The organism is Lyngbya sp. CCY1209, assembly GCF_055795065.1.
In genome coordinates this window covers 43,850-70,520 of record NZ_JAYFER010000260.1, presented here as the reverse complement: position 1 = coordinate 70,520, position 26,671 = coordinate 43,850, and the positions used below count along the sequence as shown (strand labels likewise).

At 55.2% G+C, this 26,671-nt stretch carries 16 protein-coding genes; 8 read left to right on the top strand and 8 right to left on the bottom strand.

Annotated elements, in window-relative coordinates; genetic code table 11:
- Positions 1-386: 386 nt before the first annotated feature.
- The 5 genes from AC0QHF_RS07405 to AC0QHF_RS07385 all read right to left on the bottom strand — a co-directional run bounded on the left by AC0QHF_RS07405 (position 387) and on the right by AC0QHF_RS07385 (position 6,710).
- Positions 387-1,688: a TldD/PmbA family protein gene (locus AC0QHF_RS07405; RefSeq protein WP_324703557.1), complete on the bottom strand. Its 1,302-nt coding sequence runs from the start codon at positions 1,686-1,688 to the stop codon at positions 387-389.
- 92 nt (positions 1,689-1,780) lie between these two features.
- Positions 1,781-2,224: a hypothetical protein gene (locus tag AC0QHF_RS07400; protein WP_324703556.1), complete on the bottom strand. Its 444-nt coding sequence runs from the start codon at positions 2,222-2,224 to the stop codon at positions 1,781-1,783.
- A 903-nt stretch (positions 2,225-3,127) separates the two neighbouring features.
- The gene (gene hetR, locus AC0QHF_RS07395) at positions 3,128-4,033 is read right to left on the bottom strand and encodes a heterocyst differentiation master regulator HetR (protein ID WP_324703555.1); all 906 of its coding nucleotides are present in this window, start codon (positions 4,031-4,033) and stop codon (positions 3,128-3,130) included.
- A 503-nt stretch (positions 4,034-4,536) separates the two neighbouring features.
- A complete protein-coding gene (locus AC0QHF_RS07390; RefSeq protein ID WP_324703554.1) occupies positions 4,537-4,740 on the bottom strand; it encodes a hypothetical protein in 204 nt (67 codons plus the stop codon).
- Between the two features lie 161 nt (positions 4,741-4,901).
- Positions 4,902-6,710: an FAD-dependent oxidoreductase gene (locus tag AC0QHF_RS07385; protein WP_324703553.1), complete on the bottom strand. Its 1,809-nt coding sequence runs from the start codon at positions 6,708-6,710 to the stop codon at positions 4,902-4,904.
- 88 nt (positions 6,711-6,798) lie between these two features.
- On the opposite strand from AC0QHF_RS07385, the gene AC0QHF_RS07380 reads away from it, so the two are divergent.
- The 3 genes from AC0QHF_RS07380 to AC0QHF_RS07370 all read left to right on the top strand — a co-directional run bounded on the left by AC0QHF_RS07380 (position 6,799) and on the right by AC0QHF_RS07370 (position 12,486).
- Entirely contained in the window at positions 6,799-8,319 is a 1,521-nt protein-coding gene (locus AC0QHF_RS07380) for an SLBB domain-containing protein (RefSeq protein WP_324703552.1), read from the top strand.
- Positions 8,320-8,855: 536 nt separating this feature from the next.
- Complete coding sequence (locus tag AC0QHF_RS07375; RefSeq protein WP_324703551.1) at positions 8,856-11,105, top strand: GumC family protein; 2,250 nt, start codon at positions 8,856-8,858, stop codon at positions 11,103-11,105.
- A 277-nt stretch (positions 11,106-11,382) separates the two neighbouring features.
- On the top strand, positions 11,383-12,486 hold the full coding sequence (locus tag AC0QHF_RS07370) for an inositol-3-phosphate synthase (RefSeq protein WP_324703550.1): 1,104 nt from the start codon (positions 11,383-11,385) through the stop codon (positions 12,484-12,486).
- A gap of 217 nt (positions 12,487-12,703) precedes the next feature.
- On the opposite strand, the gene AC0QHF_RS07365 is transcribed toward AC0QHF_RS07370, so the two are convergent.
- Positions 12,704-13,792: a nucleotidyltransferase domain-containing protein gene (locus tag AC0QHF_RS07365; RefSeq protein WP_324703549.1), complete on the bottom strand. Its 1,089-nt coding sequence runs from the start codon at positions 13,790-13,792 to the stop codon at positions 12,704-12,706.
- Between the two features lie 223 nt (positions 13,793-14,015).
- Between AC0QHF_RS07365 and AC0QHF_RS07360 the strand changes: the two genes are divergently transcribed.
- Both AC0QHF_RS07360 and AC0QHF_RS07355 read left to right on the top strand, forming a co-directional pair.
- On the top strand, positions 14,016-14,912 hold the full coding sequence (locus AC0QHF_RS07360; protein WP_324703548.1) for a glycosyltransferase family protein: 897 nt from the start codon (positions 14,016-14,018) through the stop codon (positions 14,910-14,912).
- A gap of 218 nt (positions 14,913-15,130) precedes the next feature.
- Complete coding sequence (locus AC0QHF_RS07355; protein ID WP_324703547.1) at positions 15,131-15,373, top strand: hypothetical protein; 243 nt, start codon at positions 15,131-15,133, stop codon at positions 15,371-15,373.
- 210 nt (positions 15,374-15,583) lie between these two features.
- Here the strand turns inward: AC0QHF_RS07355 and AC0QHF_RS07350 are convergent, their stop codons facing one another.
- Positions 15,584-16,891, bottom strand: a complete 1,308-nt coding sequence (locus AC0QHF_RS07350; RefSeq protein ID WP_324703546.1) for a Tudor-knot domain-containing protein — start codon at positions 16,889-16,891, stop codon at positions 15,584-15,586.
- A 296-nt stretch (positions 16,892-17,187) separates the two neighbouring features.
- On the opposite strand from AC0QHF_RS07350, the gene AC0QHF_RS07345 reads away from it, so the two are divergent.
- The 3 genes from AC0QHF_RS07345 to ilvA all read left to right on the top strand — a co-directional run bounded on the left by AC0QHF_RS07345 (position 17,188) and on the right by ilvA (position 20,668).
- Positions 17,188-18,222, top strand: a complete 1,035-nt coding sequence (locus AC0QHF_RS07345) for a potassium channel family protein (protein ID WP_324703545.1) — start codon at positions 17,188-17,190, stop codon at positions 18,220-18,222.
- 49 nt (positions 18,223-18,271) lie between these two features.
- A complete protein-coding gene (locus AC0QHF_RS07340; RefSeq protein WP_324703544.1) occupies positions 18,272-18,823 on the top strand; it encodes a DUF421 domain-containing protein in 552 nt (183 codons plus the stop codon).
- A 333-nt stretch (positions 18,824-19,156) separates the two neighbouring features.
- Positions 19,157-20,668, top strand: a complete 1,512-nt coding sequence (gene ilvA, locus AC0QHF_RS07335; protein WP_324703543.1) for a threonine ammonia-lyase, biosynthetic — start codon at positions 19,157-19,159, stop codon at positions 20,666-20,668.
- Positions 20,669-20,795: 127 nt separating this feature from the next.
- On the opposite strand, the gene AC0QHF_RS07330 is transcribed toward ilvA, so the two are convergent.
- Positions 20,796-26,129 carry a PAS domain-containing protein gene (locus AC0QHF_RS07330; RefSeq protein ID WP_324703542.1) on the bottom strand — a complete coding sequence of 1,778 codons (5,334 nt, stop codon included), beginning with the start codon at positions 26,127-26,129 and terminating at the stop codon, positions 20,796-20,798.
- Positions 26,130-26,671 lie beyond the last annotated feature (542 nt).

Genomic DNA, 26,671 nt, shown 5'->3' with positions numbered 1-26,671 from the left:
CGACCGTGACGAAAACGCCGCCATCAATATCAAACAGGTTGGGGCATCAACCTGTGGGCGAGGTAAAGTCAGTCAGGTTCAGCCTGCATTTACTGTTTGACCCCAGAATCCCCGTCGCTGTCTTCGCGGGGAGTTTGTCAATTGAACCGAGTCCACGTTTGCGTGGACTTTTGCTATTAGCCTTGAAATTCATTTCAAGGCGGGTCTCAAATTGGCAGATCAGTCCTAACCGTCATGGCGACTACTATAGCGCAGCTATAGCGCCCCATCGAGGGGAATAGGCAACAGGCAATCGGCAATAGGGAACCGAAATGACCTTGAAGAGGACAGAGCAATTGTTCTCCCTCCTCACTTCTCTTTTCTCTCTTCTCCCCACACCCTATACCCTACGCCTTCCGCCCCGTCACAGACAGCCCCTCTACCGTCAGAGACGGCGTGTAACAGGAACCGTTCCAGTCCGCATCCCCCCCGACCTCCAACACCTGTTTGAGGGCCGTATAAACGTTGCCGGCGACCATCGTATTTTTGACCCGGCCCACCACCTCCCCCTTTTCAACCCGATAGCCGAGGTCGATGTTGACGGAAAATTCCCCCGTAATTCCCGCGACAGAGCCCAACATCTGATCGACGAGCAAACCGCGATCGACATTTCGGATCAAATCGTGAATCGAGCCCTTTCCGGGTTTGACGAGTAAGTTAAATAATCCCGGCGTGGGGTAACTGTTCAAATTCGCCCGAAATCCGTTCCCCGTCGTCCCGCTGCCCAGCATCCGCCCCGTGGTCAGGTCGGTGTAAAACAATTTCAAAACCCCATCCTGGATGAACACGATGGGGCGGGTGGGAATGCCTTCATCGTCAAACGGACAGCTAAACGGGCCCTGCTCGGGTTCCTGGGACAGCGTGAGGGCGTCCGACACCACAGCGGTGCCGAGGCGATCGCTCCACGGGGACGCCCCCTCCAAAACCTGTTTGCCGTTGAGGGCCGCGGAAACCGTCCCCCACAACATATCCGCCGCCTTAGCCGTGAAAATGATCGGCACCCGCCCGACGGGGGAGGGGGCACTTTCCCGGGCCCATTCCAGACGCCGGAGGATGCGGTCGGCCAGCAGTTCCGGGTCGAGGCTCCCCCGCTGGGTCTGGCCGTCGGAAATGTAGAGAAAATCGTCCCCCCGCACCCACTCGGTTTCCAGATAACCGCTCAGGGTCGTGTCGGTGTGGCTGCAATCGAGGCCCCGGGAATTGAGCAGGCGGGTCGATTCCACTTCGCAGTCCCACTCCCCCGAACAGATAATGTCCGGGTAAACGTCTCGGATGCGGGTGGTCGCCTCCTTTCCCCAGGCCATCAGTTGTTCGACTTCCACGGGATCTCCGATCGCCGGATAGTCGTTTTTGGAGGTGTCCGCCGCCAGTTCGACGGTTTCCGGTTCGTTGAGGGCACTCAGGGCGATCGCGCGATCGACCAATTTCTGGGGGGCGACCGTACCATAGGCGACGGCCAAACCCGGCCGGCCGTCCCGCCACAATCGCAGGGCGATGCCTTCGGAGTCGATCCGTTCAATTTGTTTGAGCCGGTTGGCTTCAAAGAAGAGGGGCCGAGCCCGAGAGGTCGATCGAAAGACCTCCGCCACTTCCGCTCCGGCTCTCACTGCCAGCTCCAGAAGCTGTTCGGCTATCCGGTCGTGGGTCATGGATGGTCGGTTTTGCCATATCTTTCACATCGTTACATCCTACCCCGTGATGAGCGTTAAAAATACCGTTATTTCTCGAATTGATAAATTCTTCAAAAATTGAAGTGCTGCTCGGCTTTTTCTTTCCGCACCCGCCAGCCCCCATCCCCGGGGTGGGGGGAATGCGGCGATCGCGCCGCCTCCGGGGAGGAAAATCGCCCGAATTCGTCCCGGGCGACGATTGGGCGGTTATCGACACTCAGCCGCCAGGCCATGCCGACGCCGAGGCGATCGATGAATTTTCGCACCACCCGCCAGGCGTATTCACAAATTTCGTCGCTCCGGGCTTCGGGGGAGAGTTCTTTCCCAAATCCGAGGGCGAAGACGACCCGGGTATACCCTTCCGGCATCGGGTCAACCCGCACGGGTCCTTCGATCTGCATCTGGCGCCCGCAACGGCAGGGACATTCGACGACCAACTGTTCGAGTAGGGTGCGATGACCCGGGCCGGTGAGAATGTATAAGTTGATACTGACGTGAGACAAGGAATGCACCATATCATTTGACCTCTGCGGGAAAATGGTTCGATTCTGCTGCCGTCAACTCACCCTCAAATTCACCTGAACTTGAGTTGGGAGTATCGGTTCCCGACCGGAGTCGATCGCCCGTCCCCTGACCTCGGAACCGGCCTTTTATAGCAGTGTGAAATGATTCGTCAAAATTCCCTCGGCTCAAAGCCCCCAGAATTGGGGGGTTCACCGCCGATCTTTTTCGTCAGCATTTCCCATTGCTATAGATTATCTTAATATTATAAAACATCGGCGAATCATCGGCCTTAAAAAATAAAAAAAATAGCACGTCCCCGGCTCGAATCCCTTTTGAATTGGGGGTCTGGTCGGACATTTTGACCCCATTGAAAACGGCTGCGATCGCCCGGAGTCGAGAACCTCTGAAACCCGCACCGCCGAACCACCTGCCACCGCCCCTTTCATTAAAGTCAAGTTTTATACAACCCAAAAACGGCGGATGATGGCGGCGGGCGATCGCCCCAAAACCGTAAATTTACCGAGAATCGAGACCCCGCCGCGTCCCGGGCAAAAAATTTCAGATTTCAGATTCCATCGGAAAGGTAATATCAGATCCGGTTATTTACCCGGCAAACTTTTTGAGTCGGGTGTAGGGTGTAGGGTGTAGGGTGTAGGGTTTTCCTCTTTCCCTCCAGCCCTCTAGATGTCCGAGTCTTTGACCGGATTTGATATAAACTGCCGTCCAACCCGAGTCACCAACCCGAGCTTCCATCAGTATGGGCAATCAACCGAATTGGATAAAATTATTAATTGTCAATTATTAATTATTAATTATTAATTATTAATTATTAATTGTTAATTGTTAATTGTTAAGGGAGCCAAACTACGTCTGACTCCCCCGGGATCGCCTCCCGTTTGTACGGGGCGAACCCGCTATTGTGCTTCTTCTTGAGGTCCGAACACCATTTGCAGGACCATCGGCCTCCCCCCGGCCTCATGGTATCGGTCGGCCCACTGGCGGATAATCTCGTCGAGCTCTTCCAAAGCCGCGTCGATCCGCTCCGGCGGGACGTCCAACTCTTCCAAAACCCGCATCACCCGGGGCTGTCGCTCGGCCCAATCTCTCATCAGACGGAAATACCGGGCCGTGTCCTCCACCATGATATAGGTGCGTTCCTCCTGATCTTCGGGGGAATAGGAAGCCCGGGTGAGGGCGTAGAACGGCATCCCCCAGGGAGAATCGATTTTGGTGACGGTCCCGGAATAGATCAGGCGTCGCTTGATGTGTTCAGCCAAGGCTTCACTCAGCGGCATCCGCCGGTTCGCCTCCACATCTTCCTGCGATCGCCGGTGCAGAAATTCGATCAACTCCAAAAATTGAAACGAATTGATCAGTTGGGCGTCCGGCAAATGCTTGGGCAGGCGGCTCTCGATCACCCGCTTTTCGTCGGGTGTCAGACTGTTCCCCGGAATTCTCTGGCGTCCGGGTTGCCAAGGATACTGCTCCAACCAGACGTAGGGAAACTGGATCAGATAGCGAGGTTCCTGAGAACCCAACATCTTCAACAGTTTGCCTTCCGTCAAAGCCTGCCGCACTTCCTCGACGATCACCTTCACCCGTTTGGGTTCGATGTGGTGGAGGTGGCCCGTCATCCGCAGATTTTGGCCCTGCTCCATATAAGTCGTGTAGATTGCACATTTGGCCGCCGTGGCGGCGGCATCTAAAAACGCCCCGTGTCTGTGCCCGCTAGTTCTCATGGCGCTGAACGCCAAATAAAGCATGATCTGATCCATTGCGCTCGGGCTAAGGCTTTTGATCAGATCGGTATCTTTTCTCATGACAATCCCTGAACTTGCATAATGTTGGAGGAATGGTATCATCCCCCGTTCTGAATCATGGATATTTTGACCCTCAGACCCCGCAATTGGTCAATCGACACACGCCAGTTTCTATCCCTGAGGCTAGTGAGGCGTTGGCGTGGGAGCGATCTTCCCAAGCGAAACCCATTAGATTACAGCACTGGCGCGTGCATCCGTCCATCGGGAATGGTTGTCTCGTTGCACCCTTGGCACTCAGGGTTTCCCAATTGAGGTGGGTTGGCATGGCACTATTATATATACAAAAGTGCCCGACATCCACAATATCTGTTGAGATGTCCGACACTCAGGCCACATCAGCCCGATCGGCAATGTTGTGATTTCCGTACCAAAAGAATAGCCGAGAAGAGCCGCGATCGCCGCCGAGCGATCGCCCGTTTTTTCCGATTCAAAATCAATGCGACTGAGGAGATCTTGTCAAACCGGAACCATCATCCGCCCGTCGGCGATCGCTACGGCAACGGCTAATCGTCTAGGCGACCGCTACCGCGATGGGGGACGATAGAACCGGAATTCAAAGGAGAGTTGACATCATCTTTAAATCCCCGTCGGGGCGACCCACTCCAGGGCTTTTGAGAGCCGTGGTGGGTGGTTTGCGCCGACATCATATATTGATTGGTCGTCATTTCCGGCAGCCCCGCCGTCGGCGTTTGTGCCAGCGTTTTCACCGGAGCACCAACCCCAAACAACAACAAAATAGACAGAGCAAAAGTGGTTTTGATTTTCATAGAAATGTCCGTATTAAAGCGTCCATTTCTTGATTCAAATCTTTGCCCGTCCCATCAGGATAATTCGATAAAATTTTGTCGCGACCCCCCCCATCCATCTGTCACCCCGCCGAGTCGATCGCCTCCGCCAACAGCCAGCGCCCCGCCCCGTTCGATCGCCCCCAAACCGTCACGGAGGTTCCGTTTGATAAGTTTTGTAACTGCCGGTCAACCCGGGGGTGCAGGGTGACGATCGCCCACACCTGGCCTTTTAGAGACTCCGGTTCGGACGGGGCGAGGGTATAGTCCTGTTCCCCGCGGCGGTGAAACGTACCCCGAAAGCGCCCGCACCCCGGCCCCAATTGGATCTCGGGGGATACCAACCCCGGAACCTCCCCCCCCGCCGGGTAAGCCTGCGGGCATTCCAAGTAATAGCGCTGCCACCGCAGCCAATCCGGACAATCGGGGGTCACATTGAACAAAGGCACGAGAGCCGCCGGGGCCTCCGGATCGGCCAACAGCGCCTCTTGCAGCGATCGCACCGGAAGCATCCGAGGAGAGATCCCCCTCTCCACACACAAAGCCGCCGCCATCCCCGCCGCCTGTCCGATCCCCAAAACGACCGGTTGCAGGCGGGTCGCGCCGTTGGCGACGTGGGAAACCGACAGATTTTTGTCCGCCGCCAGCAACCCGTCCACCCCCTCCGGAATCAGCGCCCCGTAGGGGATCGCGAAGGGCGTCCCCGTCGGGCGTCCGCCCCAGGGCAGCAATTTCAACTTCACCGGCAGGAGTCCGCCGGTATAGTGGTGGTCGTTAGGATAATTCCCGATCGCGATCGCCTCACAACTGCCCGAAGCGTCCACGGGAAGCGCGGCCACCCGCCCCCCCGAAATGGGCAAAATATCCCATTCCGTCACCGTCCGCACCCCGCGCAGGCGGCGGCTTTCCCGATAGTAGGGGTGGAGGGCGAAGGCCCCGAGCTGCCCTTCATCCAACCCCAAACTCACCTTCCACCCCCGGAAGGCGTGGGGAAAAATGCCCTCAGCGAGGCCGTAGCGCCTCCCCAAGCCCCGTTGGACGACGTGGGCGAACCCCCAAGCGTGCAGCAAACTCTCCCGCCAGAACGCCTCTCGCAGGCCCCCAGAAGCGATCGCGCGATCGCACCCCACCCCGTAATCGTTGCCCCGGTGGGGCCAGTTGAGCATGATCAAATCATTCGGCAACCGGCCGTAATTGAGAAACTGTTCCGGCGTGTATCCGTCCCAAGCCCCCTCAAATCGGGTCAAATCCACCCCCGGCGGCGGGGGGATTTCCGGGGCGGATCTCCCCTCCCCGAAGTCCCGCAGCAGCACCACCCAAGTCGGATCTTGCACCGGATAATTCTGGGTGAGCGAATTCGGTTCCGGGGGGGCGCTCGGTTCGTCCCACCGACTCCGAAACTCCCAACCCCAGCGGTGGGGTACTTCGCCCAAGGCCAAAATGTCCCCCAATTCCGTGCCGTCGATAATAATTTGGGCGGTGACGACAAAATCGGCAAACTCGACTCCCGAGATGCGATCGCCGGTCCGCAACACCTTCAAAGGCTCGTCACCCCAAATCCAGCGCAGGTTCGCTTCCCGCCGCACCCAGTCCGCCCAGATCGCCGCCCCGATGCGGGGGTCGTGGTTGAAAAAACTCACCCATCCCCAATCCAAACCCGCCGGATGCCGCCGCCGCACCTCCCGCAAAAACGCCCCCCACAATCCCGTTTGAAAGGGGAGCAATTCGTTCCCGTCCGGCGCGGAAACGCCGGCAGAGGTCAACATCCCCCCCAACCAGGGAAATTCGGTGACTAAAATAGTATTGGCTCCGCGACGGGCCGCTTGCAGCGCCGCGGCGGTGCCCCCGGTGCCGCCACCCACCACTAAAACATCGACATCGAATTGGTTCATTTTTTAATTTCCTTCGCGGACTATGAGGAGCAGGTGACGGGTGCAGTCTGCGCCATTTTACGTTTGGACGGTTCAAATCAATCGACGAATGCTTGAATTTTGTAAATTTTCCCCTCGAATTTTCCCCGGCGGCCAACTCCGCATCGGTTTCGGAACTGCGATCGCGATCCTTTCGATCGGAAGCGAACCCGCCCCGGCCCAATTTCTGCCGCCCCCGCCGCCGCCGGTCCCCCAACCCGCCAGCCCGCCGCCGGTATCCGAAGAATATATATTGGGTGCGGGCGATCGCATTCAGATCGATATTTTCAACGTCCCCGAATACAGCGGCGAAAACGGGCGCCACGAGGTGTCCGTCGATGGCACCCTCAACCTGCCCTTAGTCGGCGCGATCTCGGTGCGGGGGATGACCGTCAACCAGGCCACCGAAGCCCTTTCCCGGGCCTACGGCGAATATTTGCAGCGCCCCCTGATCACCCTGAAATTGTTGGAAACCCGCCCCATCCAAGTGGCGATCGCCGGGGAGGTGCGGAGTCCGGGCGCCTACATGATGTCCCCCGACGCCGGAGGCCAAACCGGTCCGGACGGCGGCAGAAAACTCCCCACGGTGACGCGGGTGTTGCAGATGGCGGGGGGCGTCACCTCCCTGGCCGACATCCGCCAGGTCAAGATCCGCCGCGCGGCGGGCGACAACCGAGAAACTGTTATCAACATCGATTTGTGGGCCCTGCTGCAAACAGGCGACCTGCGCCAGGATGTCCCCCTGCGGGACGGCGACAGCATTTTTATCCCCACGGTGACGGAACTCGATCGCGCCGAAAGCCGCCAGATGTCGAGCGCCAACTTTGCCAGCACCGCCGACAAACCCATCAACGTGGCCGTGGTGGGGGAGGTGAATCGGCCGGGTACCCACGTCCTCAGCGTCGAACAAGTTGAGGCGGCGGCGGGCGAAACGGCGGGGCGCGGAGCGCTTCCCCTGCCGGAGACGGTGGGCGTGTTCACCGTCACCCGGGCGATCCAGGCGGCGGGGGGGATCACTCCGGAGGCCGACATCCGCGCCGTCGAAGTGCGCCGCATCAGCCGCACCGGGACCGAACAGACCATCACGGTTGACCTGTGGAAACTGTTGCGGGAGGGGGATCTCGAACAGGATATCGCCCTGCAACAGGGGGATACGATCGCCGTCCCCGAGGCGCGATCGCTCGACGCCGAACTGCCCTCGGACGCGGCGACGGCCAGTTTTGCCCCGGGTCAAATTCAGGTCAGCGTGGTGGGGGAAGTCCTGAAACCGGGGACGATCACCCTGCCGCCCAACAGTTCCTTCAATCAGGCGGTGCTCGCGGCGGGAGGACTCCAGGGGGGGGCCGACAAAGATGAGATGGAGTTGATCCGGATCGCCCCCAACGGGACGGTTTCCCGGCGCACGATCGCGATCGACCTCTCGGGGGACGTCAACGACGCCAACAATCCCGTCCTGCGAAATAACGATGTCATCATGGTGAACCGGTCCGGCGGCGCCGCCTTTCGGGAGAATCTCGGCGCGGTGCTCGGCGGTCTGAATCCCCTCAACAACGTTTTGGGATTTCTCCGATTTGTCAATATCTTGAATTAAGATTGTCACAAGTGGGGTGTGTCGAAAACCGGGTTTCGATCCGAACTGGGGTTGATGGCAACCCGAGGAACCGTTCGGACATCCTATAGCGCTGCGCGCAGGGTGTAGGGTGTAGGGTGTAGGGTGTAGGGAATTGAAATGACCTGGGAATCAGGGTTCCGAGGTTTGTCCGCCTCACCCAACTGTAAACACATGAGCGCTCGTTGCTATAAAATCCCAAAAACTGTCGAATAAGGGGCGCTCGATCCGCGGCGATCGCCGAAAGCTGATCTCAAGTTCTGATCATCAGTTATCAGACAGTTTTCGGATTATTAAAGGACTAAAATAGTTTTGATAAAAACTATTCTTGCAGACCGGATATGACTCCCGATCGCCATCCATTCAAAAGACTTTCACAACAGTCGGTGTATCGGTTCCTGCCGATGCCGATGCCGAAGGCCAGTTGCCCTCTCCCGGCGGTCGGAAATGACTCCCGTTTCCGTCCGTTTCAACAGTGAGATTTCAGACTATTTTTTACGGTAACAACGAGAGCAAAAATGAACACCGGACGATATTCAAAACTGTCAATTATTCATCCCAATACTTCCGTATCGATCGCCGAAACCCAAACCTCTCGATTCAAAGGTCTACCCTATCCCTTCGACGGTGAAATGAACCGATCCGGTCGCGCCGGAATTTTGGGCAAAATCTGGCGTCTGATCTGCCGGCGGGCTCTGGTGGTCGTCGGCGTAACGGCGACGGCGACGGCGGGGGCCTATTTTTGGACCGTCGAACAGACACCGGAATATCGGGGGACATTTCAACTGTTGATGACCGACGGAAACGGGGAGTCGGACGAGGCCTCCCAGTTGAAGGTGTTGCAAAGTCCGAAACTGATGGCGGACATTTTGGAAACCATCCAAACTCGCTATCCCGAAGTCGATTATCGGTATTTGTTCAATCGCACCACCGGAAAAACCCCCCACCAACCCGATCGCCTCTCCGTCGCCCAACTGCCGGGAACTCAAATTTTGGAGGTCGGCTACCGGGATGCGGAACCCCAAAAAATTCAGTTTATTTTGGATGCGATCGCCGCGGCCTATTTGGAATACGGAAAACCGGAGGAAAAGCCCTCTCCCCAAGCCGAACAATTGCGGCTGATCGACAATCAGATCGCCCCCCTCGAATCCCGGATCGCGTCCCTCAAAAAAGAAATCGTCGGGCTACAGCAACAATACGGTTTCATCGACCCGGAAATCGCCACCCGGCAACTGGGCGATCGCGCCGCGGCGGTGGAAGGGGAACGGCTGCAAACCCAGGCGCAGTTGGCCGGGGAACAGTCCCGCTACGCCGCCCTGCAACAGCAACTCGGACTCGACCCCGAACAAGCGATGATGGCCTCGGCCCTGACCCAATCCCCCCGCTATCGATCGCTGCTGGAAAAATTGTTGGAAGTGGAGACGGAGGTGGCTTTCGAGTCAGCCCGGTTCAAGGAAAAATCCCCCCAAATTCAGGCCCTTTTGGACCAACGGAATCAGTTGTTGCCCCTGCTTCGAGAAGAGGCAGAACGGGTTCTCGGTCGGGATTTGTCCTCGGTCGATGCGAACATTCTCGCCCACCAGGATTCCCTCCGCATGGGCCTGATCGAGCAGTTGATCGCCTCGGCCAATCAGATCCAGATGCTGCAAGTGCGCGATCGCGTTTTGGAGCGATCGGCCCAACAATTGGAACAATACGCCGCGACTTTGCCGGAGGCGGTCCGTCGCCACGCCGATCTCAACCGAGAATTGCAGTCGGCCACCGCCCGCCTCGACGACCTCTCCAACCGCAAGGCCGAATTGCAGTTGACGGTCCAACCCCAAACCACCGCCGCCGCCTGGGAAGCGATCGCCCCCCCGACCATCCCCCGCAACGCGGCGGGAGAACTGCGGGCCGTGTCCCCCAACCTGCCGTTGAATCTGCTGTTGGGCGGATCGGCGGGTCTGGCTTTGGGACTCGTGGCGGCGCGAGGAGTCGATCGCCTCAACAACGTCTTCCGCGACACGGACGAAGTGGCCGAAAATACCCCGATTCCCCTGCTGGGGGTGATTCCGGCCAGCGACGATGCCCTGATGCTCCCGGCGCTGCCCCAGGGCGCCGACCGGGGCCAACCCCTGCCGAATTTGTCAACGGTGCCCTGCGGCGCGTTTCACGAGGCGTTTCGCTCCCTGAGCACGAATCTCAGCCTGCTGGCGACGGATTCCCCGGTGAAGTCCTGCGCGATCAGTTCCGCCTGTCCCGCCGACGGCAAGTCCACCGTGGCCTTCAATTTGGCCCTCGGGACGGCGGCGATGGGGCGGCGGGTGCTGGTGGTGGACGCAGACCTGCGAAATCCCCGCCTGCACTCGATGTTGGGGGTATCCAACGAGTCCGGACTCAGCGATGCGATCGCCCGCAATTTGGACGTGAAAACCCTGATCCGGCCCTCGCACCTGGATGAAAACCTCTCGGTGCTCACCTCCGGCCCGATTCCCGTCGATCCCACCCGGATGCTCTCCTCGTCGCGGATGCGGGAGGTGATGCAGGAGCTCGGCGAACAGTTCGACCTGATTATCTACGATACCGCCCCCCTGCTGGGTCTGGCCGATGCCAACCTCCTGGCCTCCCGCACCGACGGATTGATGATGGTGGTGGGACTGGGCAAAACCGATCGCGCCGCCTTCGATCTGGCGATGCGGGAGTTGGAAATGGCGGGCGTCCCCATCCTCGGAATGGTGGCCAACGGCGATCGCCAGGAGCGAAATTACTACTATTCTCAGGCGCTCTAGCCCTCAAAATGGGTTCCCGTCGGGGCGGTTCCCTCGAATGCCCCGACCGATTCAAGTCAAAAGTCAAAAGTCAAAAGTCAAAATTCCAGATTTCCTTTAATCAACGGCCCGTTCCCAACTCGGGAAATTCATTTTTTGAGCATCGGGAAGAGGTTTTCTCCACTGAGAACTGAGCACACTCCACACCCGTCGCGCAGCGCTACTTGTGCCAACTTGACAGTCCATCTTAACTTTATGTTAAAGTCAGGAGATCACGGATGTATAGAGATGAACATTGATGGAAAAAATCAAGATCGCGATCGTCGGAATCGGAAACTGTGCGAGTTCCTTAATTCAAGGGATCGAATATTACCAGGGGAAAGAGCCGTCAGAGGCGATCGGATTGATGCACTGGGAAATCGGTGGCTATAAACCCTACGATATGGAAGTCGTCGCCGCCTTCGACATCGACCGCCGCAAGGTGGGTAAAGAAGTCAATGAAGCGATCTTTGCCGAGCCGAACTGCACGACCGTATTTTGCTCCGAACTGCCCGCAACGGGGGTAAAAGTGAGAATGGGTAAGGTTTTGGATGGGTTCTCGGAACACATGGAAAATTACGAGGAAAAATACACCTTCGCCCTCGCCGACGAACCCGAACCCTCGAAAGCCGAAATGGTCGAGATATTGAAAGAATCCGGCGCGGAAATATTGGTCAATTACCTGCCCGTCGGTTCCCAAAAAGCGACGGAATTCTACGCCGAATGTGCGGTGGATGCGGGGCTTGGGTTGGTCAATTGCATCCCGGTTTTCATCGCCAGCAATCCCCTCTGGGCGGAGAAATTCCAACGGAAAAACTTGCCCATCATCGGCGATGATATCAAGGCGCAAGTCGGCGCCACCATCACCCACCGCACCCTGTCGGATTTGTTCAAAAAGCGGGGCGTGAAAATCGAACGCACCTACCAACTCAATACCGGCGGCAATACCGACTTTTTGAATATGCTCAACCGCAGCCGCCTGAACTCGAAAAAAGAGTCCAAAACCGAGGCCGTTCAAGCCGTGATGGGCGATCGCCTCGACGAGGAGAACATCCACATCGGTCCGAGCGATTATGTACCCTGGCAAAAAGATAACAAAGTCGCCTTCATCCGCATGGAGGGCAAATTGTTCGGGGACGTGCCTATGCATCTGGAAATGCGCCTGTCCGTGGAAGATTCTCCTAATTCGGCGGGGGTTTCCATCGACGCCATCCGCTGCTGCAAGTTGGCGTTCAATGCCGGCAAAGGCGGCATTCTCTATTCGCCTTCCGCCTATTTCATGAAGCATCCACCCCAACAATACACGGATGACGAAGCCTACCAGATGACGGAAGATTTTATCAATGGCAAGCGTGCCGATTGAGACAGAGAGAGAATCGGCAACAGGCAGGCAAACGGTAGGGTGAGGGAAAAAAGCGCAAAATTATAGCAGTTGTCTATCTGGTGCGATACGGTTCGATCCCCCTAAATCCCCCTTGACAAGGGGGACTTCAAGTCGATCTGTGTACCTCACTGACTTGAAAATTGCTGTAAATACCCCACACCCTACACCCTACACCCTACACCCTACACCCTCTCTATCACCACCCCTGGCGGGAGACGAGTTCCATGCACAATTGATTCACGGCTTCTGCATCGACGCGATCGCGCAACGTTGAAACTGCCTCGGCTTCCTCTAACTTTTCATACAGGGTTTTTGCCATCTCCATCACGTCCCCGTAACTGTATTTGCCGGTTTTGATGTCGAGCAATTCTTCGGCATCTCCGGCTTCCCGGCGATCGACGATCAGGATTCCATCCCTGAGAATTTCGATCCCCGTTTTTAATAGCCGGATCGCCTGCATGGCGAACTTGCAGTCGTAGCCGACTTTTGCCTCCATTTCCGCCCGGGCTGGGTTGCGGTTTTTCTGCCATTGCCGATAGTTTTTGTAGTCCCTAACCGCCCGGTGATACCGCTGACTTTTCTGCAACCGCTGCAAAAATTCCTTGGAGGAACCGGCGAGGGTTTGGGTGTAATCCAACGCCTCGTCGGGGAGGGGATGCTGTTTTAAAATCCCCTTGTAGTCGATTTCCCCGTTGAGTAGTTCGTAGAGTTTCTGGGCGGGTTCTAAAAACTCGATGCGATCGCGCACCAACAGATATAAATATTCCAAAAAACCGTTCGCCTGACTTACGGTTAAGGGCGGCGTTTCCACCAGTCCGAATTCCCCCGGTGTCGGCTTGTGGGTGGGGGGATTCAGCAGCCAGCGACGGTGCGATTCCAGCTTGTTTATCTGGGCGTAACCGTAGCCGGAATAGGTCCATTTCACCCGTTTGGATAAAAACAGGTGTCGGTGTTGTCGCAGCCGTTCCCCTACTTCGGTGAGGTGGGCGTAATCCCGAAACCAAAGCAGCTCCAAAATGTTGGGGTTGTTGTCAATCGAGAGGTTGAGAAATTTCCGCAATTCGTAAATGCAGGTATCTTCCGACAAAAAGGGAAATTTTTCCGAGGGTTCGACATCCCAACCCCGATCCTTTTGTTCGATGTGTTGGAGTCCCAGATAATAGGGTTTGCCGGCGATGAAAACACCGCGATAGTCGTAATCGGAGGTTTCTGTCGCCAGTCCGTAACCCCGGGAACCCGTCAGGGCGATCGCGATCGTCCGGTTCTCGATTTCAATACGATTCATGGGTTTTTTTGCCCATCGGGTAGCTTGTATTATACTTGTATTATACCTGATTTTGGAATGGGGTGCAAGTCCCGTGTGAAATCGGGGATTTTCGGGCGATCGCGGTCTTGACATCGGATCGAGTCGTGGGTTATATTTTGATTGGGCTATCCAAACCCTGCTATATTGAAGGGATATCTACAAGATTTTAACTCCTCCACAACTGATCAATTAAAAGTTATCAATGAAAGCGATCGCCAACTATCACGTTATCGACGAGACCAATATCGGAGACTTCTTTTCCTCTCCGTTACATTACTTTAATTTTCCGGGCTACGAAGTGAGCAAAATCGACCTTCGGACTTTGGATAAAGAACGCCCCGAAGACGATGGCGACTCCCCATTACCTCACCATGCGATCGTCGGAGGTGGGGGGCTCATGTTCGAGCGATTTCTCAATCATTTTCAGCGTTTGCAAGCTCGAAAAAACGACCGCCGTTTGGTGATGTGGGGAGCCGGACATCAAATCTATCAACGCGATCGCGATGTCAAATTTGACTATCTTCCTTATTTAGAAAAATTTGATATTGTCGGCATCCGAGATTTTGACGACGGATATGATTGGGTTCCCTGCGTGAGCTGTATGCACGAAGTCTTCGATCGCCGATACCCGATCAAACACGAGTTTGTTGTTTTTTCCCATAAAAAATTTCAAATTAATATTGAAAACTTTCCCCGGATGACGAACGAAGCCCAAAATTTTGAAGAAATTGTCAGATTTTTGGCATCAGGGGAAACCATTCTCACCAGCTCTTTTCACGGTGCATACTGGGGGACGCTGCTGGGGCGAAAAGTGTTGGCTTTTCCATTTACGAGCAAGTTTTTTACCCTCAAACACCCCGTAACTCTCTATCCGGTGGAACGCTGGAAACAACCGGATCTCAGTTTGAGGATATTTGGCAAAACCCTCTACCAACGTTACGACCAAACGAAGTTTTTATGCGATACTGAAGGTTGGCGATCGCACCTCAAAAACTGTCGCTCCTATCCCGAAAGTTTGTCCGAATGCCGCGATGGCAACCGTCGGTTTTACGAACGAGTCATGAACGAACTCGACGATACCCCGGTGGTGGATGGATAGAGAAATCCCCCCCTCATGACACTCGCACCTTTCGCCGCCGGGGTTTGTCATGGGGGACTTCACGGGTTCCGGCCCGAGTTCTGTTCTGGCCGGGGGTAGGGGAGCGCCTTCTCAAGTCCCCCGATAATGAGATTTTTTTTTGATGGATGTCCCGATCGCCGAGTTTAAGATTATATTAAGTAGAAGTTAAATTTAGGCGATCTGTGAGGAGTGCCAAAATGCGCGTCAAACCCGTAGAACTATTTCTTGCCCTCGGTTTAGTTGCGTTCCTGGGAGCCTGTTCGACCCCGGCCCCCGAACAGACGGCACCGGAAACCCCGGCAGAAGAAGCTCCGGAAATGGAAGACGGTGACGAAGAGGAAGGCGACGAAGAGGAAGGTGACGAAGAGGAAGGTGACGAAGAGGAAGGTGACGAAGAGGAAGGTGACGAAGAGGAAGAGGAGGAAGAAGCGGAAGACTAACTTCCGGATGATATAGCGCTGCACGCAGGGTGTGGGGTGTAGGGAACTGAAACGACCTTTAAATAAGGATTTCAAGGTTTGCCCCCTGAACGACACTGTTAATTTGGGAGCCCTCGTTGCTATACTTTCATCCCCACATGGCATCGAGTCCGAGTTTTCGGTCCGATGCCATGTTTTTTTTTAGCTCAAGGTGAAACCCGAAGAATGGGGTCAAACGAGGTCGTCTTTGTGTACCCACTCGTCTTCGGACTCGTCAAAATCGAAGTAGTGGACGAAATATTTCTTCCGCTTGCATCGGAGAATTTGGGCGGTATACCACTCTTCTTTATCGTCGTCCCAAACTTTGACTTTCAGACCCTCCGCAAATCCGTTATCGTCGGTTTTGGAATGATCCCGAACCCGGACATCTTCCCCATTCACCCATTCATCATCCGAGGAACCGTAGCCGACATAATGGACGAAATATTCGCCGTCTTTCGCCTTCAAAATCGTCGCTTGATACCAATCTTCCTCGTCTTCATCCCACACCTCAACCGCCTGGGCGATCGCATATTCGCCCCCATCCGAAATGGTTTGACTCGCGGACGGCGGCGGTGCAGAAAGGGTGCGATCGCTCCCCAATTCCGACTGCATGGAACTGTAGGTTTGTTCGATCAGTTTTTGGGCGACGGTTTGAATGCCAGTGTGTTCGTAATAGTTGGTGACTTGATCCACAAAAGCGGCGACAAAATCCAGATTGTCGTCGGCAATCTGAATCATATTTCCCAAACTGTCAAAAATCGATTGGGGCGTGATTCCGGTTTGGGAAATGAAGCCGTCCATCCACCCCTGAACGGCATTGAAACTTTGGGTGATAAATCCAAATTTTTCCGAGGTACTATTGCCCGGAAGAAAACCGCTCGCCGCCCCAAAAACCGGGTTATTCGTGACAATTCCGGCATCGGCATTGTCGATGATGCCGTGAATTTTAGCCAGGAAATTTGCCCCCAAGGGCAGGACGGCATCCAGACAGACGAGGGCGACCATTCGCATCAGCGCCGCATCTTTATAATTGTTGCTAAGACTCGCTGCAAAAACCTGCGGGTTGGGCTGCGGAATGCCGTTGAGTTGACAAAACGCGATTATTTCGACGGCAATTTTAATCAATAAATCGACCGTTTGCGTCGTATCCGCCTTGGGTGTGATATTATTTAAAAAGGAGAGAAAGCTAATTTTTTCTCCAACTTTATTCGCCAGCGCCATCGCCCCGATCGCCGCGTCCGCCTTGTCTACGGTTTGGTACAGTTTGACGGCGTTTTGATAGCCATATTGGGGGTCGTGGTAGAAGACGACGGCGCGATCGCGGATTTGTTGGATAATCTGGGGGTCGGTTTCCCCGGTGATGCTGCGGATGCTATTTTCAAAACCGACGAGGTTATTCCACTGGGAGGGCGCGATCGCGTCGATCGCATTTAAAACTTTAACCGTAATATTATCTTGGGGCAGATCGTCAACCAACTGAATAATAGATCGATCCATGGGGCGACCTCCTCGAATTAAACTCAATTTCCTTCAATTTTATGCCGTCGGGAGAACCGCCGGAATTTTTCGTATTGAAATTTAATATTTTTGTCAATATCGGGTGGGGTGTGCTCGGTGGGGTGTGCTCGGTGGGGTGTGGGGTGTGGGGAAAGTGAAAAGTGAAAAGTGAAAAGTGAAAAATTCCCGATTCCCGATTCCCGATTCCCTATTCCCTATTACCTATTCCCTGCGCGCAGCGCTATATGTCTCTGGCTAGATTCGAGAAATTGCGTTTCCGGCGACAATCAATAGGGATGAAATCTCGGGTCATGGAAGTCGCGGTGAACGTTTTACTGTTTATTCTCGGACTGTTTTTGGTGGTGTTATCCCTCCTCGATGCGCTGTGGACGGCCGTGTGGGTCGATGGCGGCGCGGGACCCGTCACCGCTCAAATCACCAACGGGGTTTGGTGGGTGATGAAAAAGTCGATTCGCACCAAACGCAATTATTGGCTCAGTTTGGCCGGTCCATTAATTCAAATATTGACGGTTTTTGCTTGGGTAGGTTTGTTGTGGGCCGGGTGGGTGCTGATGTTCAGTTCCGACTCCGGCGCGCTAGTTTACACCCGCACGCCGGCACCGGAATCCGGCACTTGGATCGATCGCATCTACTTCGTCGCCTACACCATGTCAACGATGGGAAACGGCGACCTTTATCCGAGCCGCGGCGGCTGGTCGATCGCCGCCTCTTTTACGACCCTGAGCGGGATGTTTTTGATCACGATGGTCGTCAGTTTCTTGCTGTCCGTGATCGGCGGCGTGACGACCAAACAATCTTTGGCGAGTCAAATTACCGGACTGGGAAATTCGGCCGAAGAATTTATTTTAAATGTTTGGGACGGGAAGGGATTTTCCGGTCTGGATCTGCAACTGATTTCCATGTCTTCCCAACTGGGAACTCTGACCGAGCAACAACTCGCTTACCCCGTGCTGCACCGCTATCACGGCGCGTCTCCCCAGGAAGACAGCGCCCCGGCGGTGGCGATTTTCGACGATGCGCTGACAATTATGAATTACGGGTTGCAGGAGTCCTACCGACCGCCCCCCGCCCTGCTGAAATCGGCGCGATCGACCGTGCAAAGTTACCTGAGAACCCTGGCATCCGCCTCCATTTATCCGGCCGATCGCGTGCCGCCCGCCCCCGACCTCGCGCCCCTGCGAAAGGCGGGAATTCCCGTCGTCAGCGACGAAGAATTTGCGCGATCGCTCGACGACCTGAACCACCGCCGCAAACTCCTTTTGGGCTTGGTCGAACGCAACAGCTTCAGGTGGCCCCAAGGTTCGCTATAATTCCCCAATTTCAAAACTAAAACTGTCGAATTTAATCCCGATTTAGATAATGGAAAATGTCGCTTTCTTTTATAAAAGTATCGAACCCATCGTCCGCATCGTCGTCATCGGGACGCTGGCTTATTTTAGCTTGTTAATTTTGCTGCGGATATCGGGCAAACGCACCCTGGCGCAGTTGAACGCCTTCGATTTTGTCATCACGATCGCGATCGGTTCCACCCTCGGGCGCCTGATCACCGCCAAAGGCGTCTCGCTGGCCGAAAGTATCACGGCATTTTTGACCCTGATCATCTTGCAATACCTGTTATCTTGGCTGACCGTGCGATCGCCGAAATTTGCCGACTTGGTGACGGCCGACCCGTCGCTTCTGTATTTTCGGGGGCAATTTTTACAGCCGGCAATGCGAAAGCAGCGGGTCACGAAATCCCAACTGTTGGCGGTCGTGCGCCAAAAGAAAATTGGCTCTTTGGAGGCGGTGGAAGCGATCGTCATGGAGTCGGCGGGGAAGATCGCCGTCATCAAAAAAGGAACCGATGGAGAACGGGCGGATGCCTCCGTTTTGGGCAAAGTTCCGGGAATCTACGAATCTCATCAAATTTAAGATCGGATTCGGTTATTGACTTGAAAATTGTAGATCCCCCCCAGCCCCCCTTAACAAGGGGGGAGACAGAGAATGCCTTGATTGATTTGAAAATTGTAGCTCCCCCCCAGCCCCCCTTAAAAAGGGGGGAGACAGAGAATGCCTTGGCTTCTGGTATTGAACCGGATTCGATATCATTCAATTTTCGGACTTTTAAGACTTCTCAAAACGCGATCGCTTGAGGGGGTTTTCCATCGATTTTCGGGAAAATACCGGATTCAGATACAAATCTCAGAATCGAAATCGCACCCGATCCAGTACAATTGAATCCCATGCGATGATTGGCCCGACAGAATGCACTCCGACTACCTCGAACGAATCCTCACCGCCCGCGTCTACGATGTCGCCCAGGAAACCCCCCTGGAGTCCGCCCCCCAACTCTCCAAACGGCTGCACAACACCGTTTTGCTGAAGCGGGAAGATATGCAATCGGTGTTTTCCTTCAAATTGCGGGGCGCCTACAATAAGATGGCGCAACTGCCCCCCGATCGCCTCGCCCAGGGAGTCATCGCCGCCTCCGCCGGAAACCACGCCCAGGGCGTCGCCCTGGGGGCGAGTCGCCTGGGAACCCGGGCTATTATTGTCATGCCCGTCACCACGCCGGAGGTGAAAGTCGAGGCGGTGAAAGCCCGGGGCGGCGAAGTGGTGTTGCACGGGGAAACCTTCGACGATGCCTATGCCCACGCCCGCGAGTTGGAGGTGGAAAAGGGTTTGACGTTTATTCACCCCTTCGACGATCCGGACGTGATCGCGGGGCAGGGGACCATCGGCATGGAGATTTTGCGGCAGCACCAGCAGCCCATTCACGCCATTTTCGTGGCGATCGGGGGCGGGGGATTGATTTCCGGCATCGCCGCCTATGTGAAGCGGTTGCGGCCCGAAATTAAGGTGATCGGAGTCGAACCCGTGGATGCCGACGCCATGTCTCAATCTTTGAAAACCGGATCGCGGGTGAAGTTGTCGGAAGTCGGGCTATTTGCCGACGGGGTGGCGGTGCGGCAGGTGGGGGAAGAGACGTTTCGCCTGTGTCAAAAATATGTGGACGACATCATTTTGGTGGGCACGGACGACACCTGCGCGGCGATCAAGGATGTTTTCGAGGATACGCGATCGATTTTGGAACCCGCCGGGGCACTGGCGATCGCCGGAATGAAAGCCTATGCGGAATGGGAAAAAATCAGCGAACAAACGTTAATTGCCGTGGCTTGCGGGGCGAATATGAACTTTGATCGCCTCCGATTTGTCGCGGAACGGGCGGAGTTGGGGGAACGCCGCGAGGCGATTTTCGCCGTGACAATTCCCGAAAAACCGGGCAGTTTGCGGCAGTTTTGCGACTGTTTGGGGAAGCGCAATCTCACCGAATTTAACTATCGAATTGCCGATAAAAAAGAAGCCCATATTTTCGTGGGAGTCCAGATCAAAGATCGGGAAGATGCGGGGAAATTGGCGGACAGTTTCGCGGTTCACGGGTTGACGGCGATCGACCTGACGGACGACGAATTGACCAAAATGCACCTGCGGCACATGGTGGGGGGGCGATCGCCTCTGGCCCACGATGAATTATTGTACCGCTTCGAGTTTCCCGAACGTCCGGGGGCGCTGATGAAGTTCGTGGCATCGATGAGTCCGAACTGGAATATCAGCTTATTTCACTATCGAAATAACGGTTCGGATTATGGTAGAATTGTCGTGGGGATGCAGGTGCCACCCAGCGAAATGGAAGAATGGCAGGAATTTTTGGAAACCTTGGGTTATCGCTATTGGGACGAAAATAAAAATCCCGCCTACAAGTTATTTTTGGGGTAGTAAGAAACCGGGTTTATTGGCAATATTTCGGTGAGGATGCAAAGCGTCTCATAGAAACCCGGTTTCTGAGGTGCGGGTGGGGGTGCGGCGGGGGGCGACAGCGCCAACTATAACTGATTGAGTCATGTCAACCCTCCTCACTTTCTTCGATGCGATCGCACAATTCCCCAAAGCGACGGACGGTTTCGGGAATCCGATCCCAATCGAAAGCCTGCAATTGTTGATTGAGGGTTTCGACATAATCGAGTAATGTCGAACATTGGTGTTCTTTCCCCCAACTTTCCAGGCGTCGGATAAACTTTTTTAAATCGCGATTGACCAGAGTTTCTCGCAACTCGAGCCAGGTCGTTTCCGCTTCCCGGCGGAGTTTTTTCATTAATTCCGGCAACCGAACCGTTGCCGGCGCGACATCGGAAGCCGCCGGGGGAGGTGACGCCAATTCCGGCGTCGTTTCCACTGGAATCGGGGTGAGATATTTCTTCAGTTCGGTCACAATTTGGGCCTGACTCACCGGCTTTCCTAAAAACCCCTCGCACAACTCTTTCAAATCCTGTTCGTTTTGATATTGGGGAGATGCGGTCAAAATAATAATGGGAATGTTGCCAGTGTCTTCACGATCTTTCAGGAAGTGGACGGCTTCCCGTCCGTCCATGCGTGGCATCCGCAAATCCATAAAAATGATATCGGGATGATAAATGAGCGCCAATCGGATGGCTTCCTGTCCGTCATTTGCCATCAGGATTTCGTGTTTTGTCGGGGCAAAATATCCGGCGATCAGATCCCGATTTGACTGCACGTCATCGACGACCAAAATAGTGGCGGGTTGGAATTGTTGTAAGTTGATATCTGCATCAAATTTTTTAGTCAAATTTGATTCGATTTCCACCGGTTCGACTTCGGGAAAATAAAAAGTAAATGTACTGCCGCGATCGCATTCACTTTCCAGGTGAATCGTCCCCCCCAGGAGGTGGACGAGGCGTTGGGTGATGGCCAGACCCAAACCCGTCCCCCCGTATTTGCGGTTGCTTTGACCTTCGCTCTGGGTAAAGGCATCGAAAATCTTTTGTTGATTGTCCTCAGAAATGCCGATTCCCGTATCCGAAATGGCAATTTCAAGGCAGAGGTGGTCTGGAGAGGGATTGATTTGATTTTCGCAGCGGCGGACGGCGATCTGGACGGAGCCAAATTCGGTAAATTTGATCGCATTTCCGACCACATTAAACAGAATTTGACGCAATCGCACTTCGTCCGTCATGATCATTTTCGGCAGTTGTTCGTCGATCGCAACGTGCAGTTGCAAATTCTTCTCGATCGCCTTCTGTAAAAAGATCTGCTGAATTTCCCATACGATCGCCCGAATTTCCACCGGTTCGCAATGAATTTGCAGTTTCCCCGCTTCAATTTTAGACAGATCTAAAATATCGTTGATCAGAGCGAGGAGGGTGCGGCCGCTGGAGGCGATCGCATCGACGTAGGAACGCGCCGTCGGGTCGGCAATCATCGATTGGAGCAAGTCTGCGAACCCCAAAACGGCATTCATCGGCGTGCGGATTTCGTGGCTCATATTCGCCAAAAATTCGCTCTTGGCGCGATTCGCCGCCTCCGCCTCCCGGGTGATCCGTTTGAGGGTGATATTTTTGCGGAGCAATTCTTGGCGTTGCTGCTGCTCTTGACAGAGCAGTTGAGTCTGGGCGATCGCGATCCCCAATTGGGAGGCGACGGCCTCGATCAATTCGATTTCATCGGCACTCCAATTCCGCTCATATTCACATTGATGCAAGCTGATAATACCATTCGGCTTGCCCCGATAAAATGTGGCGATCGCCAGCATCGATTTGAGGGTCGGTGTCGGCCCCCGCTCCAACTCTTGAATCGAGGCCAGAATCGGAGAAACTAAACCCCGATGTGGCGCGGCACATTGCATTCCCAAAAAGGTGGAAATCTGAAATGCGATCGCCCGATCCTGGCGCATCAACGCTTCGATATCGGCATTTCCATCTAGGGAAATTTCGGATTCCAAGGCATCGAGTAAACGACAGTTTGATTTTGAATACTTCGCCATCAACGAAGCGCGGGGGATGGGTTCCGACGTATAGGTATGAATCAGACAGCAATTCACTTGAAAGGCTTCCCCGATCGCCCGGGCCGCCGTCTGAAAAATTTCGTTGACATCCAAACTCTGGCGAATCTTGTCCGTGATCTGCTGCAATAACAGAATTTTTTGCAGTTGATTGTGCAGGGCTTCTTCCGCCTGTTTGCGATCGGTAATATCTTCAGCGATCCCCGTATATCGATAAATGTCCCCGTTGTCATTCCGAACCGGAAAGGAGCGAGCCTCAATCCACCGGATTTCTCCGTCGGCCCGCAGGATGCGGTAGGTTTCATTAAAAATTTCTCCGTCCCGGATGTGTCGCGTCAACATCTCCCCGATCGCCCCCCGTTCCTCGGGGTGGACCGAGAGCAGCCAATGGCGGGGATCTTCGTACAAACTCTCCCGCGACCGCTGCCAAATCTCCTCGTAGGCGGGGGAAATGTAGAGCATTTCCCCGGTCGTGGAGGTCATGAAAAACACCTGGCGGATATTTTCAGCCAACTGGCGGAATTTTTCTTCGCTCTCTTGCAGGGCCAGTTCCGTCTGTTTGCGATCGCTGATGTCGGTGTGGGTACCGATCGCCCGCAGGGGTTTACCGTCGGGGGTGCGGTCGATCACCCGGCCGCGATCGAGAATCCACTTATAACTGCCGTCCTTGCACCGCACCCGGTGTTCGCTCACATATCGGGCGGTTTCCCCGTTCAAATGTTTCTCCAAAACCGCAAAGACTTCGGGTTGGTCGTCGGGGTGAATGCGGGTTTCCCACTCCGAGAGATCGTCCCCGATCTCCCACTCCTCAAAGCCGAGAATTTCCTTCCAACGCCGGGAGAAAAAAACCGTGTCGGTTTGGGCGTTCCAATCCCAAACCCCGTCCCCGTTGCCCTCGAAGGCGAATTGCCAGCGTTCCTCGCTCTCCCGCAGGGCCGCTTCCATGCGCTTGCGATCGCTGATATCGAAATTGATGCCGATCATCCGCAGGGGTTCGCCCCGCTCGTCCCGCTGTACCAAACCGTAGGCTTTCAAACAGCGCACCGTCCCGTCCGGGTGCAGGACGCGAAATTCCGTATCGAACTCTTTTTCCCCCGCCAGGGCCGATGCGATCGCCCGATCAGCGTGTTGGCGATCGTCGGGATGGATGCCCTTCACCCAAGCATCATAGGCGCCGCCGAACTCCGACCGCTTCACCCCGTAGAGTTCGTACATCCGATCATCCCAGATCAAAAGATTGCGGACGATATCCCACTCCCAAATCCCGATCGCGGCCGACTTGACGGCCAAACTCAGGCGGTCCGAGAGGTCGCGCAACCGCCGTTCGGTCCGTTTGTGTTCGGTGATATCCCGGGCCGCGGCGTAGATGCGATTTCCCCCCGGAGTGGAACGCCACTCGATCCAGCGGTAGGACCGGTCCTGGCACCGGTAGCGATTCACAAAATTGATCACGGGGTGTTGTTGGGACAACTCGGCGATCGCATCCAGGGTGGGGGCCAAATCGTCCGGGTGGACGAAATCCAAAAACGAGGTGCCCTCCAACTCCTGCAGCGGATAGCCGAGGGTCGCCTCCCAATGTTGATTTAAGCGCAGGAAATGTCCTTCGAGATCGGCGATGCAGAGCAAATCCAGGGACAGGGAAAAGAAGCGGTCGAGTTCTTTGGTTTTCTCCTTCAGGGCGACCTCCGCGGCCTTGCGATCGCTGATATCAAAAATCGCCCCGTCCAACCACAGCAGATTTCCCCCCGCGTCGAATTTTCCCTGGCCTTTTTCGTACACCCAGCGGATGCCACCATCCCGGTGGACGATGCGATATTCCAAAATAAACGGTTGCCGTCGTGCGATCGCCTCCAACACTCCGGTTTCCACCGTCAGGCTATCATCGGGGTGGATGAGACTGGCGTAAGCTCGCACCCGATTTTGAATCAATTCCTCGGGTTTATATCCGGAAATATCGGCGATGGCGGCGCTGATGAATTCCATCGTCCAATTTTCATCGCAGGCGCAGCGGTAGATGGCGCCGGGGAGGTTGCCCACCAGGGTGCGGAACCGGGCCTCGCTCTCGGCCAAAAGGGTTTCCATCCGTTTGCGATCGCTGATGTCGGCGCTGATGCCGGTCACGTTCCAACACTCGCCCCCCTCGTCCCGCACGGCGGTATAGCTGGCGGCAATCCAGCGGATACTTCCATCTCGGTGCCGAAAGCGATACTCGACGGAGGCCGGTTCTTCGGCAAAAAAGCGATCGAACAGCGGTAAAATTACCCGTTCCCGATCTTCGGGCCACACCCGGGACATCCACAGGTTTTTGTCCGCCAAAATTTCTGCGGCCGTGTAGCCGAACAGGGCTTCGCAACCGTCGGATTGGTAGTTGTATTTCCAATCCCGATTGGCAAACACTTTAAAATTGACGATCGACGTGGTGAAGGCGCTGTTCAAAATCGATCGCAGTTGCGCTTCGCTGGTTTTGAGGGCGGTTTCGGCCCGCTTGCGGTCCGAGATATCCCGCAGGATGACCGTCAAAATGACTTCCCCCCCGCTCTCGAACCGCGAGATCGAGGCTTCGGCGGGGAATTCCCGGCCGTCTTTGTGGCGGGCCCAAATGGTGACATCGCGATCGCCCATCCGGCGGGCCGAGTCGTCAGAGTTGCGGAATTCCCGGACGTGGCGGCGGTGGACTCGGGCGAATCGTTCGGGTAACAGAATATCGAGAGATTGCCCGATCGCCTCTTCCCGGGAGTAGCCGAACAGTCTCACGGCACCTTGATTGAATAGGGTAATTTGCCCGGACTCGTCCACGCAAACGATCGCATCTTCGGCGATCTCCAAAATTCCGGCTAGTTTGGACTGGCGGTCGAGTTTCTGTCGCAGGTGGCGATTGTTTTCCAGGAGGGTTGCTTGTCGGATCGCGATCGCCAGGTGGATACAGAGGGTTTCGAGGCGATCGATGTCCTCCGGCCGCCAGTCCCGAGTTTTGTCGTCCTCACAGACCACCAGCAGCCCCCCCACATCGCCTTCGATGTGGATGGGGAGAATAACGCAGGCTCCGATTTTCGATGTCTTCAGATGGGCGGCAATATCGGCATTTTGAAAGTCCGCGATCGCGATCGGTTCCCATCCGGAAATGAGTCCAATTGGAGCCGGAAAGTTAGCCCAATTCAGCAGGGGAGAAGAAGCCACCCCCCGCCAGCCGCCATCCGCTTCCCGGCGGTAAATCAGGGCGCGATCGGTTTGGAGCAGCCGGCGCACTTCGTCTGTGGCCGTCTCAAAAATTGTCTTGATATCTGAGGACGAGTGAATCTGGCGGGCGACGTTGAGCAGCAAACTCTCCCACGTTGTCGGGTTTCCGGGCCGTTCGTGCCGTGCCGAGGATTGTCGATTCACTTCCTATTCCCCTTTCTAAAAATCCGAGTCCAAATCGTCGATTTTAATTTTTTTTGTTCAAATATTGCGCTTTAAAATCTGTTTAAACTTGAAGAATTGACCCTTGAAATAATTCCTCCGTCTCCACCCGAACACCCGGGGATCGCATTTCTCCGCCAAAAGGATTTGAGAATTCGATCAATGTCGGGCGATCGTCCCCAGGTACATTGGTACTGATCTATCAAAATGGGCGGGATCTACTTCTTTAATTTTGCCAGATTCGGTCCGTTCCTAGAGCCGGATCGAATGGGTGGGAGAATTGACCGAACTTTCGGGTGGGTTCGGATGGTAGCGGTTCTGCAGGTTCGGGCGGCGATCGGGCGATCGACCTGAAAGGAGAGTTCGCAAGTTAATAAAAATTTTGGCTTTTTCAAGAAAATTAATGAATCGGGGCGCGACTGCCGTCCCCTTTTGACCCTTGTCTTTCCCCCGCCCCCTCCGATAATATCTACCGTGAGTCGGACGGGCGGTCAAATTCGTCAAGCCCTCTCGCATCCGAGACA

Coding starts and splice junctions, on each gene's coding strand:
- AC0QHF_RS07340 (WP_324703544.1), top strand. CDS start 18,272: ATGGAAAATGTCGCTTTCTTTTATAAAAGTATCGAACCCATCGTCCGC.
- ilvA (WP_324703543.1), top strand. CDS start 19,157: ATGCACTCCGACTACCTCGAACGAATCCTCACCGCCCGCGTCTACGAT.
- hetR (WP_324703555.1), bottom strand. CDS start 4,033: ATGAGAAAAGATACCGATCTGATCAAAAGCCTTAGCCCGAGCGCAATG.
- AC0QHF_RS07365 (WP_324703549.1), bottom strand. CDS start 13,792: ATGAATCGTATTGAAATCGAGAACCGGACGATCGCGATCGCCCTGACG.
- AC0QHF_RS07355 (WP_324703547.1), top strand. CDS start 15,131: ATGCGCGTCAAACCCGTAGAACTATTTCTTGCCCTCGGTTTAGTTGCG.
- AC0QHF_RS07400 (WP_324703556.1), bottom strand. CDS start 2,224: ATGGTGCATTCCTTGTCTCACGTCAGTATCAACTTATACATTCTCACC.
- AC0QHF_RS07385 (WP_324703553.1), bottom strand. CDS start 6,710: ATGAACCAATTCGATGTCGATGTTTTAGTGGTGGGTGGCGGCACCGGG.
- AC0QHF_RS07360 (WP_324703548.1), top strand. CDS start 14,016: ATGAAAGCGATCGCCAACTATCACGTTATCGACGAGACCAATATCGGA.
- AC0QHF_RS07370 (WP_324703550.1), top strand. CDS start 11,383: ATGGAAAAAATCAAGATCGCGATCGTCGGAATCGGAAACTGTGCGAGT.
- AC0QHF_RS07375 (WP_324703551.1), top strand. CDS start 8,856: ATGAACACCGGACGATATTCAAAACTGTCAATTATTCATCCCAATACT.
- AC0QHF_RS07405 (WP_324703557.1), bottom strand. CDS start 1,688: ATGACCCACGACCGGATAGCCGAACAGCTTCTGGAGCTGGCAGTGAGA.
- AC0QHF_RS07350 (WP_324703546.1), bottom strand. CDS start 16,891: ATGGATCGATCTATTATTCAGTTGGTTGACGATCTGCCCCAAGATAAT.
- AC0QHF_RS07380 (WP_324703552.1), top strand. CDS start 6,799: ATGCTTGAATTTTGTAAATTTTCCCCTCGAATTTTCCCCGGCGGCCAA.
- AC0QHF_RS07345 (WP_324703545.1), top strand. CDS start 17,188: ATGAAATCTCGGGTCATGGAAGTCGCGGTGAACGTTTTACTGTTTATT.